This window comes from Mesorhizobium sp. M2A.F.Ca.ET.042.01.1.1, assembly GCF_003997405.1.
In the GTDB taxonomy this organism is placed as follows: Bacteria; Pseudomonadota; Alphaproteobacteria; order Rhizobiales; family Rhizobiaceae; genus Mesorhizobium.
In genome coordinates, this window is the sequence record NZ_RZRX01000011.1 from 22,962 (window position 1) to 39,212 (window position 16,251).

The 16,251-nt window shown below is 58.8% G+C and carries 13 protein-coding genes and 2 pseudogenes; 8 read left to right on the top strand and 7 right to left on the bottom strand.

The window, feature by feature from the left end; translation table 11 throughout:
* Nucleotides 1–31: 31 nt before the first annotated feature.
* From EOA23_RS03325 to EOA23_RS03350, 6 genes are read right to left on the bottom strand one after another with little or no spacing between them, the layout of a single operon-like run.
* Nucleotides 32–544, bottom strand: a complete 513-nt coding sequence (locus EOA23_RS03325; RefSeq protein ID WP_032899688.1) for a hypothetical protein — start codon at nt 542–544, stop codon at nt 32–34.
* Nucleotides 520–1,878 (bottom strand): type III secretion system ATPase SctN, encoded by a 1,359-nt coding sequence (gene sctN / locus EOA23_RS03330; RefSeq protein WP_024505372.1) that lies wholly within the window; start codon nt 1,876–1,878, stop codon nt 520–522. Before sctN ends, EOA23_RS03325 begins: the two co-directional genes overlap by 25 nt.
* Nucleotides 1,875–2,498, bottom strand: a complete 624-nt coding sequence (sctL, locus tag EOA23_RS03335; protein WP_024505371.1) for a type III secretion system stator protein SctL — start codon at nt 2,496–2,498, stop codon at nt 1,875–1,877. The genes sctN and sctL overlap by 4 nt, the downstream gene beginning before the upstream one ends.
* Nucleotides 2,495–3,181 carry a nodulation protein NolU gene (locus tag EOA23_RS03340; RefSeq protein WP_269470858.1) on the bottom strand — a complete coding sequence of 229 codons (687 nt, stop codon included), beginning with the start codon at nt 3,179–3,181 and terminating at the stop codon, nt 2,495–2,497. Before EOA23_RS03340 ends, sctL begins: the two co-directional genes overlap by 4 nt.
* Entirely contained in the window at nt 3,126–3,989 is an 864-nt protein-coding gene (gene sctJ, locus EOA23_RS03345) for a type III secretion inner membrane ring lipoprotein SctJ (protein WP_024505369.1), read from the bottom strand. Before sctJ ends, EOA23_RS03340 begins: the two co-directional genes overlap by 56 nt.
* Nucleotides 3,990–3,998: 9 nt before the next feature.
* Entirely contained in the window at nt 3,999–4,508 is a 510-nt protein-coding gene (locus EOA23_RS03350; protein WP_024505368.1) for a nodulation protein NolB, read from the bottom strand.
* 187 nt (nt 4,509–4,695) lie between these two features.
* Between EOA23_RS03350 and EOA23_RS03355 the strand changes: the two genes are divergently transcribed.
* Nucleotides 4,696–5,394 carry a secretin N-terminal domain-containing protein gene (locus EOA23_RS03355; RefSeq protein ID WP_024505367.1) on the top strand — a complete coding sequence of 233 codons (699 nt, stop codon included), beginning with the start codon at nt 4,696–4,698 and terminating at the stop codon, nt 5,392–5,394.
* Nucleotides 5,395–5,695: 301 nt separating this feature from the next.
* Nucleotides 5,696–7,630, top strand: a complete 1,935-nt coding sequence (locus EOA23_RS03360; protein WP_024505366.1) for an HrpF/NolX family T3SS translocon protein — start codon at nt 5,696–5,698, stop codon at nt 7,628–7,630.
* A gap of 1,137 nt (nt 7,631–8,767) precedes the next feature.
* Here the strand turns inward: EOA23_RS03360 and EOA23_RS35545 are convergent.
* The gene (locus tag EOA23_RS35545; RefSeq protein WP_024505365.1) at nt 8,768–8,968 is read right to left on the bottom strand and encodes a hypothetical protein; all 201 of its coding nucleotides are present in this window, start codon (nt 8,966–8,968) and stop codon (nt 8,768–8,770) included.
* Between the two features lie 100 nt (nt 8,969–9,068).
* Here EOA23_RS35545 and glyA point away from each other — a divergent pair.
* The 6 genes and pseudogenes from glyA to EOA23_RS03400 all read left to right on the top strand — a co-directional run bounded on the left by glyA (nt 9,069) and on the right by EOA23_RS03400 (nt 16,218).
* Nucleotides 9,069–10,389, top strand: a pseudogene (gene glyA, locus EOA23_RS03375) (serine hydroxymethyltransferase).
* A 57-nt stretch (nt 10,390–10,446) separates the two neighbouring features.
* A complete protein-coding gene (metK, locus tag EOA23_RS03380; RefSeq protein WP_063169265.1) occupies nt 10,447–11,622 on the top strand; it encodes a methionine adenosyltransferase in 1,176 nt (391 codons plus the stop codon).
* Nucleotides 11,623–11,722: 100 nt separating this feature from the next.
* A complete protein-coding gene (locus EOA23_RS03385) occupies nt 11,723–12,736 on the top strand; it encodes an adenosine kinase (protein WP_126063919.1) in 1,014 nt (337 codons plus the stop codon).
* Nucleotides 12,737–12,801: 65 nt separating this feature from the next.
* Nucleotides 12,802–13,836 carry an L-threonine 3-dehydrogenase gene (gene tdh / locus EOA23_RS03390; protein ID WP_126063920.1) on the top strand — a complete coding sequence of 345 codons (1,035 nt, stop codon included), beginning with the start codon at nt 12,802–12,804 and terminating at the stop codon, nt 13,834–13,836.
* Between the two features lie 714 nt (nt 13,837–14,550).
* Nucleotides 14,551–14,719: pseudogene (locus tag EOA23_RS36295) on the top strand (transposase); the annotation flags it as partial.
* A gap of 812 nt (nt 14,720–15,531) precedes the next feature.
* Nucleotides 15,532–16,218, top strand: a complete 687-nt coding sequence (locus EOA23_RS03400) for a response regulator transcription factor (RefSeq protein ID WP_024505585.1) — start codon at nt 15,532–15,534, stop codon at nt 16,216–16,218.
* Nucleotides 16,219–16,251: the final 33 nt, after the last annotated feature.

Sequence of the window (16,251 nt, forward strand, 5' to 3'; positions counted from 1 at the left end):
CTTGCGACCGTCGGATCCGGTTGCGCGGCATTTAGGCAAGCGACCCCCTCGCATATTTCAGCAGTATCTCATCGTCGGCCTCGATCTCGGCTGCGGCCTCCGAATGAGTCTCGACGGCGCGCCGCACGTCGTCCTCGATTTGTTGCCATTTGTCCCTTGCCGCCGAACATATGACCCATAGCTCCCTCGTCCTGGACGCCGCCATCTCAGCCTCCTCTTGAGCGATTTGGGTATCATCAAGCATCTGCCGTCTGGAATTGATCTCAGCGGCAAGTTGTTCAGTGTGAAGGCGGTGACGGTCGAGCGCTGCGCTAGACAAGTTGTCGAGTGACATCAGATGCTGATAGAGCGCTGCTTCTTTTCTTGAACAATGTTGCTGTATCATTGCAAGCTCCCTAGAGGCATTTTGTACGGCTGAGGCGGCCACATCGCGCTGGGCTTCCTTCTTGGACAGCTCGCCAAGGGCACGACGCTCTTGCATTTCCTTCAGAAGCCGTAACCTCGAAGACTGAATCCAGTTTACGCGGTCAGACGCGACATCCATGCGACCGTCTCCTCGAAATCTGACGCGTCATCTTCGCTCTGGCGCAGAAACTCCCTCAGTTCGTCGATTGACGCGACAGCCCGGTCAGTCAGGGGATCTCCACCTGGCTTGTATTCGCCAACATTGATCAAGAACTCGGTCTCGGCATAGCGCGACAGGAGCTCGCGGAAAATGGATGCTGCCTTGCGATGTGTCCCCGAAACGACTGCATCCATGACGCGGCTGCGACTCTGCAGCACATCAATAGCGGGGAAATGCGATCGCGCCGCAATAGCGCGTGAGAGGATGACATGGCCATCGAGAATACCACGCGATTCCTCGGCGATTGGATCACCCGTGCCATCACCCTCTACAAGCACCGTATAGAAGGCCGTGATTGAGCCCCGCTCACCCATGCCGGCGCGCTCGAGCAGGCCTGGCAGCATGCCAAAAACGGAAGGAGGAAAGCCCCGTCGCGTCGGCGGCTCACCCGCAGCAAGGCCTATTTCGCGCATAGCGCGGCAGAAGCGCGTCAGCGAATCCAGCATGAGAGCAACGCGTAGGCCTTGATCGCGGAAATATTCCGCGAGCGCAGTCGCCATTGGAGCGCATTGCGCACGCTCTACCGCCGAGCGGTCGGATGTTTCAACCACGACGACCGTACGGAGAAGGCCCTCTTCACCAAGATTCCTTTCGATGAATTCACGAACTTCCCGTCCACGTTCGCCTATGAGCGCCACTATGACGACGTCAGCGGCGGCACCCTTTACGATCTGTGACAACAGCGTCGACTTGCCACCACCTGGCTCGCCATAAATCCCGATCCGCTGGCCCTCGCCGCACGTCAGCAGACCATCGAGGACACGGACCCCAAGCGGGAATGGCCGCTCAATCATGCGCCTCGTCATCGGATTGGGGGCTCTGCCATGCAGGGGCCGAGTTTCGACGGTCTTGATTTCGCCTTTGCCGTCCAATGGGCGGCAACGACTGTCGATCACGCGACCGAGCAAATCGCCGCCGACGGGCACCTCACGCATTCGGCCAGTGGCCACGACCTCTGCGCGGCTGGATAGGCCCACCAAGTCCCCGATCGGTGTCAGCAATACACCATCACCCGACAGGCCGATCACCTCGGCCTCGAGCGACAGCCCGGTTCGCGGGTCCTCTAGGAGGCAAAGTTCCCCAATACGAGTGTCTGGCAAGACGGCATGAACCAGTGTGCCGATAGCCCGCGTGATCCGACCGCGCACCGCACGCGTGTCAATTCGCTTGGCCGCAGCCCTCAAAGACGAGATTGCTGGAACGAGAGCTCGAGTGTCGGCGTCAGCGTTATGTTCTGGGACGGGCTTTCTCATAGCTCGCCTTTCTCACAGAGCGTCCCGAAACCAAGGCGCAGCGCGCGCATCTGGGCGTCAAGTCCAAGGTCAACATTGCCGTACTCGCTCCACAGCACGCAGCGTTGCGGCGACAATGTCGGGTCGGGCTCGATCCGCACCCTTGGTCGACCATCCTGGCCGTCGCATCGAGCAAACTCTCGTGCAAGCATGTCGACTTGCATGGGAGAAACATGAAGGCAAACGTCGGCGCCGCTGTATTGACACTCTATGGCGTGACGAACAGCCCTCACCAATAGCTCGCCCGGATCGAAAGCGCCGATAAGATCGCTCAATATTTCCATCACGAGCTGCGGCAATTCCTGCTCCAGAGCCGCCTTTCGTCGCGCGATTTCGGAGATTGTCTCCGCAATCAACCCTGCCATCTCCTCGGTGCCTGCATTCGAGCCCTCCATGTGGCCGCGCGCCCACGCCCGCTGGTAAACCGCGCGTGCCCAGTTTCGAACGCGCTGCCGATGCCGTTCTGCCGCGGCAAGGGCTTGCGCGGCGCTGTGCCAGGTTTCGAGCTCGCTCGCGGGTATCAGTGGTCCGACTGGACGCATCTGCGGCGCTATTGGCCCCTCGGAAAGTTCGACTGTCATTTCACCGGGGTCTCTGTCTCAAAATGAGCTACTACAAGTGAAAGCAATTGGCCGGCGGCGGTCCAATGCTCATGTGCTGGAGTCTCCGCGGCAGTCCCCTCGGGCAATCGAAGAAGCACGCGGTTACGCTCGGTCGCTGAACTGTCCTGGAGCCAAGCTCCAAGACATGCGTGTCCATCGTATTCGATTTGCTGAGCGAGTTTTTCTGGGTCCGAGATCAGTCTTTTGTCAACAGCATGCAGCAGGTGTCGGATTCCGAATGCGTGTGCATCCACGCCGATGCGTTTAACAAGGATGGCAAGCTCAGGCTGAGAGACAAACGCGACCAGCGAACGGGCATGCCAGATACTACCAGCAAGAAGGGCCGCTCGATATGGATCATGCCCGCGTAGAAGGTCCGGCCTGCAGCCGATGTGGTTCAGATCCACGTCATCGTTGCCCAGCAATTCTGCCAGCCTTGGATGCAGTCTGGAACACTTCTGCAACTTCACTAACGTTTCGGCCGATAACGCTGGATCAAGACGCGCCGCAAGACGGGTTGGATGGGCCGAAGCCGCAAGCTCGCTCGCGCCCGGAAAGTGCGGACCATCAGGTCGGGCGGTCTGTATAGGCATTGGCAATGAGATGTCACCCACGTCCAATTGCAGGCATTCTTTTGCGAATGGCCTCGACAGCAGAAGCATCCCGGCGCCCCTCGACCTTGGAAACGCCGGTTGATTGCTTGCGCCGACGCGTAACAACGCCGATCAAGAGATAACAGGCCACGGCGAATACGGCTGCGGCAAAACCTGTTACGGTCGCCAGAAGTGGCGCAGGAAGAGGTAGTGATGCTTGTGGCAAAACAGCAGTCGGATCGGGCCGTTGCTCGTGTGCGGACCGTTCTACCGGCACCAAAACCACTTCCACCTTATCGTAGGACAGGCCTTCGATGCTGTCGGCTACAAGCATCTTTATCTTTGGCAGCAGAGCCGCGACATTTGTTTTTGCGTCGTGCCTGATAAACACCGAGGCCGAGGATGGCGTGGCACCGGCTCGCACAAGGTCGTTATGCGGCAGCACGACGTGAACACGTACAGAAAAAACGCCATCGATATCGCTGATCGTCCGCGACAACTCTTCGCTCAGGGCATACACGTAACGGGCACGCTCTTCGGTCGGCGAGGCAATCAGGCCTGATCCTTGGAATATCTCACCGAGGTTCTTGAAGGATTGGCGCGGCAGCCCCTTGGCGTTCAGAAGGTTGATTGAGAAGGCGAGCAGCTTTTCGTCAACCTGGATCGTGCTGGTTCCATCCTTGGCGACCACCCGGATCGCGGCGACCCCGTTGTCTTCAAGAAGTGCGAGCATTTCATTTGCCTCACGCTCTTGCAATTGCGTGTAGAGGTCGGCTTTGCAAGCAGTGAGGGCGACGAGAACTGGCAGCATGACAAGTCTAACCGACCGCCACCCTGACAGGCCACGCATGATTTCGCCCTCGGCCAAGCCAATCATGCGCGCGGTTCAGCCTTCCTTCAAAAGTTTATTCACGGATGATGTGACGCCGCTGACGCCTTTGGAGATAAGCGCCACCTGGGTGACGCCGTTGTAAACATCCCGAAGACCAGCCATCATCGTTTCGAAGTCTTGCCCTTGTTGGGGAATGCCCGAGATTCCGGTTCCCGCCTCACCTGGAACGGGAAGCTTCTGCGCCGGTCCCGGTAGAGCGCCCTTCGAAAGGGCTATGTCATGGTCGAGCGCGGGGAAGGAAACAGTGTTGTGTGGATATAGGGAGGAAATCGTCTGCAACACGCGATCGCCCATGCCGCTCGTCGGCGCAGCCGCGCGCTGAACATCCATCGCCGCAGCAACTGGCGCCGCACTCGCTGGCCCCGCGGCGGCATCGTTTTTCAGCGAGTCGGCTGCATGCCCTAAGGCGCGCTCAAACTGGGCCTGCTCGACAATCGACGGTGATCCGACCCTGGGGAGGCCAGCCGTTAGAGTGGCAGAGATCGACGTGACAGGCATCATCATGTAAGGACTCGGTTGCTCTCTCTGACCGGGCGAGCCCCGCCCATTCATCACCCGGTGTCGGCGCAACACTCCTAGGGGGGCAAGCTGACAACAAGCTGACTAACGGCGGCGTCATTTCGACAATCTAAAATCTCTTCGGCAATTTAGTCACTTGTGATGATTTCAGCGTTTGGTTTATCAGTGCGACATGCCGAGAACGCTTATCCAACCCGTCACCCTGCATGTTTTGAGACTTCTTTGTGCCGGGTTTTTTCTGTCCACCGGGATTCACCCGGCGCATGCAGTCCCGCTGTCCCTTCCGGCGACACCCTATAGATACACGGTTCTGGATCAGGAGCTCGCTGCAGCGTTGCAGGAATTCGGCAACAACCTGAATATCAGGGTCAACATCAGTCCTGCGGTGAAGGGGCGAATTCGCGGACGTATGCCTGATTTGCCACCGCGCGCGTTCCTCGACCGCTTGACGAACCTTTACGGTCTACAATGGTACTATGACGGCCTTGTGCTCTATGTGTCTGCTGCACAAGAATCGCAAACTCGAATGCTTTTGATGACGTCGATTCGCTTCGATGCGTTCAAGGGGGCTCTCGACAAGCTTGATATCTCCGACGAGCGCTATGTGGTCAAACCCGTGCCAGGCAATGGCCTCGTCTTCGTTTCCGGTCCACCGCGCTTCGTCGCACTCGTGGAGCAGACCTTTAACGGCTTGGTGGCGCAGGCGCAGGCGCAGACTCACATAGCGGCAACGCCAAAGGAATCAGTGCTGATCTTGTTTCGCGGCTCCTCCACTACGGTCGTTCGCGACGGACGACCGGATGCTTCTTATTCTTCTGACATCCCACAACAGGATAGCGTTGGCGGGAAGCCTGAGCTGGGCAAGAAATGAACATTGAGGATTTCCCGCAGCTCTGAAGAACATGACTGCGGCTACCCCTTTGTGAACTCTTCGCAAACTCGTCAGTTTCTCGAAAGCTAATCCGCTCATGATGAGTCCCGGCAGCTCTCGCGGTGACTCCGGCCATTGTGTTGGACCGAACCTTGGAGCCGGCCCGGAACACAGCAATTGAAGGCAGGGCAGGCGCATTCGTGACCTGCCGACGCTTGGAATTGTCGAATTTTGTGAAACGCAAGGGATCTTCTGTCGGGGTCTCTTGTGGGGATTTCAACGTCACGTCTGAGGATGCATAATGTCGGCCAGTAATCTTTCAACTTTCTACCGCTCAAATTCGCTACAGTCCGCAAGGGGTTGGCCGGGCCTGAAAGTTTCCCATTTTGCGACCCAGCATCAGCAAAGTGCATCGTGCTTCGAAGCGATGCTGTCCACTTGTGTGCTGGCAGACAAGCCCGGCTCTTTCGCGCAAGGGGATCTGCCAGCGTCGAATCTTGATTCGACAATGGATAAATTGCGGCAGGACCCTTTGGGCCATCTGGCACCGGATGTCTTGACATTGAATGGCTTGGAGCAACACCCACTGGATCTGCTGCCGCCAAATATGAGGGCGGCTCTCAAGGAGGACCAATCGCAACGCTCCAAGGCGACTGAAGCCCAACATCTGCTCGGCGTCACTCCGAAGATCGAGCCGGCTCCCAGGCCGAGCCCCGGAATCACGTGGAACGGTGGGTCGCTGACCACGGCTGAGTTGCAGATTGTTGCGGTACTCAACCGTCACAAGGACCAATGCCCGCTTACTTGGAAGTCGTTGACCGACAAAGCCAATGATCCCTCTACGCCACCGGATCTGAAAGCGGCGATCCAGGGACTGCAGCAGGATTCGGGACTTTTTTATGCGATTGGCTCGCAGGGCGACGGCCGCTGTGGAGGCAAGATCAACGCCAAGGACTTGGCCGGATTTTCAAACCACCACCCACAAGTTGCTGCATTTCAGGAAGCCCAAGCGCGAAGCTACGAGCAGAACTACATACCATCCGACGGCAGCGGAGGTTTGCAGCCTTCGGTCATGACCTTGAGCGATGCCTTGCGGGAGTTTTACCGGTACTCCGAAAATCTGTCCAAGGACCTGAGTCTGGATGAGTTCAAGAAAATGGTCGGCGGCGAATCGAAAAACGGCAAATTTCCGCCCCAGGTCATTGCGGCGGCGCAATATTTCCTCGATCACCCCGATGCTTGGAACCAGTTGTGCGGTGGCTCGAAAGGGAAGATGCACAAAGAGGATTTCCTGCAAGTCGCCTCATCGTCGATGAGCCTCACGCAAACTGAGCTGAATACGGTCGAGATGATCAAGGACCATCAGGACACGTTCTTTGGAAGCGGTGTTCTGACTCGCGACAAACTGGCGAAAATGAAAGACGACAAGAGCCTTGATCCGAAAGTGCGGGAAGCAGCCTCTCAGCTCCTTTCAGATCCTCTTCTGTTTGGCCTCCTGAACAATTCGATCACGGGCTATAAGACCCATCATAAATTCTTCGACTTTGGCGGCGGGCATACGGTTGATTCCGGCAATATCAGCAAAAAAGACTTTGCCCATTTTTGCACAAACATGTCGTCTGCGAACCGCAACGTTCAGCAGCCAATCACCCACGGCGCCCAAACCGCAGAAGAGCAGAATGCCGTCGCGGACATGAAGATGGGCCTGATGGACCAGCCTGACATTAAGTCAGCCAAAAAGAACGGCGGGGCCGTCATGCACGTCGTCGACTCCGTGCTCAAAATCGAGACGAAAGTGCTCGACTTGGCGGCAACGGCGGTGGGACTGCTCAGCTTCATTCCGGGCCTCGGACAAGTAGCCGATCTTGCCTCGATGGTTCTCGAGGCTGAGTCGCAAGCAGCCAATCTCCTGCGTACGGCCATTAACGGAGGCGATATGAAGCGAGCGCTGGAGGAAGCTGGCCTCAATATGGCCGCGCAGGCGATCGGCCTTATCGCAGGCCCCGAGGTCAAGCTGGCCATTCGAAATGGGCTCGTAAAGCACCTGATGGAAGAGGCCTTGGCGGCAGGCATTGATCTTTCGGTCTCGACGGCGCAGGACTACGCAGAAGGCTATGTGAATAACCTCAAAGCGCGCCTTGCAGGCGGCCCTGAGCAAAGCCTAGGCCTTCCGAGCATGCCATCATTCCAGAGTGTGGCAAGCAATGTGCCCTTCGTCGGCATTGCCTTATCCTAGCCGTCGCCTTGCGCGGAAGCTTTGGCTCGCGCGCTGACATAAGGGTCATTGTGGCACAAGCAGGGGTTCATCCGCATCAACGCAGCGGTGTTCCTGACGCCATCTGGATCGGACTGTGAGGGGGATGTCCGAAGTCTGTGAAGGCTTCGGTATATGACGACTTCAGAGTTACGCTGAGCCCAGCCATCTCGAGCCGGTGCGCCGGGTCGAGGTTTTCACGGGCGCCGGCCGGCAGCGGGAATGGTCTCCGGAAGGCACGGCGCGGATGGTGGCGGAGCGGCGCAGCCGAAGGAACGGCTGTCGCGCGCCCAGGGCGGCCTCCCGAACAGCAGACGATGATCTCCTGCCTTGGGCCTATATCCTTGTGCCCACGCTCAAGGCAGTCGGCTGAAAACAGCGCTGATTTAAAACAGCATTATCCTGCACTGCACCCTCGATCCTTGCGCTCACCGATCGCTCGTCGACACGCACGCGGTCAAGTCGTTATCGGCGCTATGCCGATGGGCTTCGAGAGCAAGGTGGACGCTGAGCGGTGCGTCAGCCTCAGGGCGCGGCTGGCCAGCTTTGGGTCTCACGCTCTATGACGGCAACACCCGGCTGATCAACTTGGCCTGTTCGCGGGCTCCCGGCAGCGGCGCGGAAGCCACGGTCCGCCTTCCTCGGCTTCAGGCCAAAGATACCGCAGCATGCTCCAGAGCTATGTCTGCCGCCTCCGCCCCATCGTCGCTGGTCATGTGGAAAGGACAAGCAGGCTACGCACCCCATAATCCCGTCGGGCAGGATTCGACAGTCGACGGCGAGACATTCGCCAAACCTCACCCTTGATTCTCAGCAACGTTAAAAAAAATTCACATAATGTTCGTGAGTGTAGTCTCCTGTCAGGTGGTACATTAGCCCCAATATCTGGCGTCTTAGTCGTAGAAAGGACTGTGATCCATCTTCCATTAGCATCCATACCAGCGGATTTACAGCAAATGACGAGAGAGGTCTCATGCGGATTGATGGGGATAGAAGGGCTAGCGGCTTGCTGCATCCCGTCCGGGTTGATGCCAACCAATGTTGACACTGGTAAATCGCCTAAGGACGGCAGCGCATCTTGATCGCCTTCGAATCCTGGGCCTTTGCGCGCATGCGGATCTAACCGTCGGCGAGCTGGCCGATATTACCAGTCTGCCTCGCGAGCAGGTTCGACGCCACGTTCGGCGGCTGGGCAGAGCCAACTTTCTTTGCTGCAACGAACAACGTCCGCAGTCTTCGTACCATATGCAAGCAGGAGGCAAGGATGGCGGGCTGGCTCAATTGGTGGTCGATCTCCTGCCCCACGATGATGGCCATCATAAAAGAGACCTACAACGCCTGGAAGCAATACAAGACGCGCGGTTGAAGGGACCGCCTGCTTGATCGTGAAATAGATCAGTCCAAATGGAGCGCGACTACCATGGATAACTCCGCCGGCGGCGCCATCGCGCAGCCCGACACTTACGGGCGGCCTCACTTAGCCGCCGTCGACTCCCGCGTTCACGAACTGCTTCTAAGACAGGAGCGTCAGGAGCGGACAACTCTCAAACTGATCGCCTCCGAGAACTTTGCCTCCTCGGCGGTGTTGGAAGCGACCGGGTCGATTTTCACCAACAAGTATGCCGAGGGATACCCCGGTGCGCGCTACTACGCCGGAAACGAGATCGTCGATGAGCTTGAGACCCTCGCGATCGAGCGCCTGAAAGCGCTATTTGGCAGTGAACACGCCAACGTCCAGCCTTATTCAGGCTCGCCAGCCAACCAGGCTGTCTATCGCGCGCTTTTGAGCCCCCGTGACAAAGTCATGGGCTTGCCTTTACCCGAAGGCGGCCATCTGACTCACGGTTGGTCCGTCAATTTTTCCGGCAGCGATTATCAGCGCGTCCCGTACAGGCTGCACGAAAAGACACAGCAAATTGACTATGACCACTTGCGCGAGACCGCCAAGCGGGAACGCCCGAAGCTAATTTGGGTCGGCGGAACTGCTTATCCGCGTATTTTTGACTACGCGGCAATGGCCGAAATTGCTTCGGAGGTGAACTCGTATCTGGTGGCTGACATCGCCCACATCTGCGGCCTGGTTGTCGCAGGAGTGCATCCGAACCCCGTGTCCCATTGCGATGTGGTCACCAGCACCTCTCACAAGTCGATCCGCGGTCCCCGGGGTGGCTTCATTTTATCAAGGAATGAAGACCGTTATCAGCCCCTCCATCATCCGAAGAGCAAACACAATCTGCGCCGTGTTCCCTCTTCTGCAAGGCGGACCGCATATGAATACTATCGCCGCGCTTGCCGTCGCTTTGCAGGAAGCAGCGAACTCGTCCTTTCGTGTCTACGGTCAGCAGATCGTCCACAACGCCAAGGCTCTGGCCCAGGCGCTTCTGGAGCGAGGTTATGAACTCGTCACTGGGGGCACTGACAATCACATGCTGATCCTTGATCTTCGGGACCGGCCGCTGTCAGGCAAAGCCTATGCGGAGCGCTTATCGCGTGCAGGCATCATTGCGAATTTCAATATGGTCCCGGGCGACCGGCGGCATCCGGCGCTGACAAGCGGCATCCGCTTAGGGACACCAGCGGTGACGTCCATGGGCATGCGCGAAACGGAGATGGTGCAGATCGCCGCTTTCATCGACTCGGTCTGCCGCCAGCCCGATGACCAGGAAGTTCATGCGAGCGTACGAAGAGACGTTGCCGACTTCTGCACTGCGTTCGATGTTCCCGGCATCCGCGACCGATAAGCCACCCCAATCCAGAAACTCCTCACTAACTCCAGCACTTGAAGCGAGGGCATTTTTATGACCAGGCAGTTCGTGTTCTCTTCCGAATCCGTCGGCGCGGGACACCCCGACAAGATGGCAGACAACATCTCCGATGCCATTCTCGATGCGGTCCTGCGCACCGATCCGAAGGCGCGCGTCGCCTGTGAAGTGTTGGTGAAGACGGGGATGGTCGTTGTGGCTGGCGAGATCACCAGCCATGCCCACATCGATTACAGCCAAGTCGCCCGCGATACGATACTCGATATTGGCTACGACGATGATGCGATTGGCTTTGATGGTCGACGTTGCGCCGTCGTTCTGGCCCTCACCGAGCAGTCGCCCGACATAAGCCAGGGCGTTGATGAAGGACGAGGGCAGGATCTCGGGCAAGGGGCAGGGGATCAGGGCATCATGTTTGGATTCGCATGCAACGAGACGGATACATTGATGCCCCTGCCGATCCAACTCGCTCACCATTTGACGAAAAGACAGGCCGAGGTCCGGAAAGCGGGACAGCTTGGCTGGCTGCGTCCGGACGTGAAATCTCAAGTGTCGGTACGCTACGAAGGGCTCCGCCCGGTGGCGCTGGATACCATAGTCCTGTCAACGCAGCATGACGAAGCGGTCTCACAAGCCACGGTCCGCGAAGGCGTCATTGAGGAGATCATAAAACCGGTCCTGCCGGCCCACCTGGATACTTCGGGGATCAGATTTCTGGTCAACCCAACAGGGCGGTTCGTGGTCGGTGGGCCTGCCGGCGACTGCGGCCTCACAGGACGGAAGATCATCGTCGATTCCTACGGTGGGACCGGGCGTCACGGCGGCGGTGCCTTTTCGGGCAAGGACCCATCCAAGGTTGACCGCTCGGCGGCCTATGCCGCCCGGTATGTCGCGAAGAACATCGTTGCCAGCGGCCTTGCAGAGGTCTGCGAGGTTCAGCTTGCCTACGCGATCGGCGTGGCCAGTCCGGTTTCTGTCATGGTCAATACCTTCGGAACCGCAAGGATCGAGGAAAAAAGGATCGAGCGCCTTGTTCTCGAGGTTTTCAATCTCCGACCGAAAGGCATCATCAAGATGCTTGATCTCTTACGGCCGATATACCGCAAGACGGCGACATACGGACACTTCGGGCGTGAAGAGCCTGAGTTCACTTGGGAGAAGACGGACAAAGCTGACGATTTGCTGCGTGAAGCCGGACCGGCAGCTGCGTGAGGGCGGCTGGATCAAGCGCATGCGGCAACCCATTTCAACTCGCGAGACCACGCCCGGCCGGCGTGGCAAGAAGCCGGCTCGGGTTTTGGCGGAGATTTTGATGCCGGATTATGACGTGCTTTGCATCGGCAATGCCATTGTCGACATCATCGCCCAGTGCGACGAGGAATTCCTCGAGACCAACGGCATCATCAAGGGCGCGATGAACCTCATCGACACACAACGCGCCGAACTGCTCTACAGCCGCATGGGTCCGGCGATCGAAGCGTCCGGCGGCAGCGCCGGCAACACGGCGGCCGGCGTCGCCAGCTTTGGCGGCCGCGCGGCCTTCTTCGGCAAGGTCTCCAACGATGCGCTGGGCGAAATCTACGCCCACGACATCCATGCGCAGGGCGTCGCCTTCGGCACCACGCCGCTCAAGGGTGAGCCGCCGACGGCGCGCTCGATGATCTTCGTCACGCCCGACGGCGAGCGCTCGATGAACACCTATCTCGGCGCCTGCGTCGAGCTTGGCCCTGAGGATGTCGAAGCCGACAAGGCGTCCGGCGCCAAGGTCACCTATTTCGAAGGCTATCTGTGGGACCCGCCGCGCGCCAAGGAGGCAATCCGCCAGACGGCGAAGCTGGCGCACGCGGCAGGCCGAGAAGTGTCGATGACGCTATCGGATTCGTTCTGCGTCGACCGCTACCGCGACGAATTCCTCGACCTGATGCGCTCGGGCACGGTCGACATCGTCTTTGCCAACAGCCACGAGATCAAGTCGCTCTACCAGACATCGTCGTTCGACGAGGCGCTGGCCCAGATCCGCAAGGATTGCCGGATCGCCGCCGTCACCCGCTCGGAAAAAGGCTCGGTGATCGTGCGCGGCGACGAGACCGTGGTGATCAAGGCGACCGCCATCAAGGAACTGGTCGACACGACGGGCGCCGGCGATCTCTATGCCGCCGGCTTCCTGCATGGCTACACGCAAGGCCGCGACCTGCAGACTTGCGGCGACCTTGGCTCACTGGCAGCCGGATTGGTGATCCAGCAGATCGGCCCCAGGCCCCGTCAGAATTTGCGCCGCGAGGCCGAGCAGGCGGGGCTGACCATTCCGGACGTTCAAACGAGTTAGTGGCCTACCTTCCCGTTGTGCAGGCTATCTCGCCAGAAGCGCAATCACGGAATAGGGAAATCCTGATGTCGAACATGATGAAGGCGCTTGTGAAGGCCAAGGCCGAACCGGGCATCTGGATGGAAGAGGTGCCGGTGCCGGAAATCGGCCCCAACGACGTGCTGATCAAGATCAAGAAGACGGCGATCTGCGGCACCGACGTGCACATCTACAATTGGGACCAGTGGGCGCAGAAGACGGTGCCGGTGCCGATGGTGACGGGCCATGAATTCGTCGGCACCGTTGCCGATTTCGGCGCAGCGGTCACCGAATACAAGGTCGGCCAGCGTGTATTGGGCGAAGGCCACATCGTCTGCGGCCATTGCCGCAACTGTCGCGCCGGGCGAGGGCATCTGTGCCGCAACACACTCGGCGTCGGCGTCAACCGTCCAGGCGCCTTCGGCGAGTATCTGGCGATCCCGCAGCACAATGTCGTGCCGATCCCCGACGATGTGCCCGATGAGATTGCCGCGATCTTCGATCCCTTGGGCAATGCCGTCCACACCGCATTGTCCTTCGATCTGGTCGGCGAGGACGTGCTGGTGACTGGCGCCGGGCCGATCGGCATCATGGGCGCGCTCGTCGCCCAATGCGTCGGCGCGCGCAAAGTGGTCATCACTGACATCAACCCGGTGCGGCTGGCGCTAGCCAAGAAACTCGGCGTCCAGCATGTCGTCGACGCCTCGAAGGAGAAGCTGCGCGACGTCATGCCGGTGCTCGGCATGACCGAGGGGTTCGACGTCGGGCTCGAAATGTCAGGCGCCGCCCCCGCTTTCCGCGACATGATCGACACCATGAACAATGGCGGCAAGATCGCCATTCTGGGCATCGCGCCGACCGGCTTCGAGATCGACTGGAACAAGGTCATCTTCAAGATGCTGCATCTCAAAGGCATCTACGGCCGCGAGATGTTCGAAACCTGGTACAAGATGATCGCGCTTGTGCAGGGTCCGCTGGATGTCTCCGGCCTGATCACCCACCGCATCGGCATCGACGATTTTCAGATCGGTTTCGATGCGATGAAGAGCGGCAGTTCCGGCAAGGTGGTGATGGACTGGTAGGGATTGCCTTGGCCGCTATTCAGGAAAAGCTGACGACAGCACCTCTGGTCCGCCGGACATTTTCCAACTAGGGGAACATGGCTGGGTGGAGAGCTATGGCTCCGCTACGTGCGCTCGCTAATCATACACGGCGACGTATCGCGGCCCACCCGGTGACGGTCGATGGGGCAATTCGCTTCAGTCGATGACGGAAACCCGGTGAACCGATGCTGAGGCCCCGACGCGATCGTCTATTTCCTATGATCTGCGATTGAGGTCGAGGTGTTGCCGCTTTCAGCGGGTAAAATGCGATAGACGACTTCCGGTACCCTTCCGGTCAGCGAAAAGGAAGGCAACGAGCCGCATTGCCTCAAGCAAAATGTTACCAATAGTGTCCTGTTCCAAAGGGGATGGACAGGTCGTGCCATTCCGGTTCGGGGGAAGGATGGCGCGGCTCAGCATGGCGACACGGTGAAGCGGCGATCGTGGAGCTTTATTGCGGCGTTGACAAGCGGCGCATTCTGGATGAGTTCGAGGCGGTAACCGGCTATTATTCGCAAGCGCGCGATCCGTCTTATGAACCGTCGTGAGCAGAGGCCGTCTGCGGGCAAGAGCCGCAGCCGCTGTTACGGCAGCGATGTCCGCGACGCGCTCATCGTGTTGTGGGAGGATTCGGAGCGGCTGGGTCCGCATCGACGCTCGCGGCGGCCAGCGCCGCCGGGCAGGAATGAGTTCGCAGTTCGCCGCTCGGTGCCAGCCCGCACCTTCGGCGATTGGAAAGATCCGCCGCCCGGCTTTGTTGAGCGCATTCGGGCACGTCTTCGTCAGGGAGCTTCGTGCAGACGATGGTGCTGACCGGATTGCCGCCGGCTGGACCGATTGCATTCCGCTCCGCACGCGCGACAGCGGCAATGTGATCATGGCGATCAAGCAGGCCCGCTCCCGGTTTCGCTGACCCTGTGCTGCTGTTTGCCGGCATCCGCCCGCACAGGAAGAGCTTGTAAAAGCGGTCGGTGCGGAAATCGAGGAGCCGTTGGTCGTCGATCTTCAGCCTGAACGCGGTCGTTTGCTGGTGCCGCAAATCGGCTGTTGCATGTACATCCCTGTCAGACGTCAGTTTTCCTCGCCTATTTTGGTGTCGAGCGCGAAGTGCTCCAACCAGATTGCAAGGCTTTTTGGAAATGAGAGCGGCTTTGCGCAGGGCGCTCCGTTGTTGAGCATTCAAGCTACCAAGCCAATGACGCGCAGGTTCCACCAGGCTCGCCAGCCTTGAAGGACAGCGAAAAAAGCAGAGCACGACAGACACAACAGTGCATCAGGACGCCGCAGTCGTTGAAGATGGTGCGCTGCATCCATACCGTGGATGCATTCGATCCAAATAATCGATTTGTTCAATCAGTTTCTCGAAAGCTAACCCTACCCTCTGTGGGAATCGGGCTCTGAGCCGCGACGCTGCCTTGCGAGCGCAGGGGCTGCACGTAGGAGAGATGATGCAACGAGAAATCGCACGCGGGTTGCTGGCCTCGTGGGTTCGCCGACCGGCGTATTTGAGCCCGTCAGTTGGTCCTCACCCGCGCCTATTGCCACCGAGCGACTTGCATGTCCCTCCGACTCGGACCAGTTCCGAGAGCTGCGACGAGTTGCGCGCCGTGTGCTCCGATCAGATGGCCGCCGGTGACGCGTTCGATGGGCCGTCCCTCTTCGAGAGGAGATGAAATGCGAACGCTGCTCGTGGATCATCATGCGGATCTTGCGCGCGCCATGCGACTTGCGCTCGGGGATGGCGGCTTCGTCGTTGATGTCGTTGGTACTCTGGAACTGGCTTCGAGTGCATTTTCTTGCGCCAGCTATGAAATTCTCCTGCTGGAATTGGCTCTGCCAGATGGCGATGGCTTGGGTTGGCTGAGGCAGTTGAGGACCCACGGGCATTCAGTTCCTGCCGTCATTATGAGCAGCCTTAACGATCTCGATAAGCGAATTGCGATCTTCAACGGTGGTGCGGACGACTTTCTGCTCAAACCCATCTCTACCGATGAGCTTATTGCCAGAATGAGAGCCATTCTGCGCCGGGCGACACAGATGACCGACCTGAGGCTCGTATTTGGCAATCTCGACTTTGATCCGGTCGCCCGCCAGGTTTTCGTTGATGGGCACCCAATGATGATCGCACGTCGCGAACTCTGTATTCTAGAGCACCTGCTTAACCGGGCAGGCCGCATCGTGCCCCGTGCGCAATTGGAAGATCACCTCTATTCATTCAACGACGACGTGTCTGCCAACGCGCTTGAAGTCGGAATTTATCGTTTACGGGGACATCTGACCAGATCAGGTGCAACGCCACGGATCAAGACCATCCGAGGCATTGGTTACATCCTAGAATTGACTGACGCCTCGTCCGCATAGTTTGTCGAATCGAAAGAAGATCTATTTTGCTGA

Bases quoted from the DNA above. Each gene is read 5' to 3' on its own strand.
- sctL (WP_024505371.1), bottom strand. From the start codon at position 2,498: ATGACAGTCGAACTTTCCGAGGGGCCAATAGCGCCGCAGATGCGTCCA.
- EOA23_RS35545 (WP_024505365.1), bottom strand. From the start codon at position 8,968: ATGATGGCCATCATCGTGGGGCAGGAGATCGACCACCAATTGAGCCAG.
- EOA23_RS03350 (WP_024505368.1), bottom strand. From the start codon at position 4,508: ATGATGATGCCTGTCACGTCGATCTCTGCCACTCTAACGGCTGGCCTC.
- sctN (WP_024505372.1), bottom strand. From the start codon at position 1,878: ATGAGAAAGCCCGTCCCAGAACATAACGCTGACGCCGACACTCGAGCT.
- tdh (WP_126063920.1), top strand. From the start codon at position 12,802: ATGTCGAACATGATGAAGGCGCTTGTGAAGGCCAAGGCCGAACCGGGC.
- EOA23_RS03385 (WP_126063919.1), top strand. From the start codon at position 11,723: ATGCCGGATTATGACGTGCTTTGCATCGGCAATGCCATTGTCGACATC.
- EOA23_RS03360 (WP_024505366.1), top strand. From the start codon at position 5,696: ATGTCGGCCAGTAATCTTTCAACTTTCTACCGCTCAAATTCGCTACAG.
- EOA23_RS03400 (WP_024505585.1), top strand. From the start codon at position 15,532: ATGCGAACGCTGCTCGTGGATCATCATGCGGATCTTGCGCGCGCCATG.
- sctJ (WP_024505369.1), bottom strand. From the start codon at position 3,989: ATGATTGGCTTGGCCGAGGGCGAAATCATGCGTGGCCTGTCAGGGTGG.
- metK (WP_063169265.1), top strand. From the start codon at position 10,447: ATGACCAGGCAGTTCGTGTTCTCTTCCGAATCCGTCGGCGCGGGACAC.
- EOA23_RS03340 (WP_269470858.1), bottom strand. From the start codon at position 3,181: ATGCTTCTGCTGTCGAGGCCATTCGCAAAAGAATGCCTGCAATTGGAC.
- EOA23_RS03355 (WP_024505367.1), top strand. From the start codon at position 4,696: ATGCCGAGAACGCTTATCCAACCCGTCACCCTGCATGTTTTGAGACTT.
- EOA23_RS03325 (WP_032899688.1), bottom strand. From the start codon at position 544: ATGGATGTCGCGTCTGACCGCGTAAACTGGATTCAGTCTTCGAGGTTA.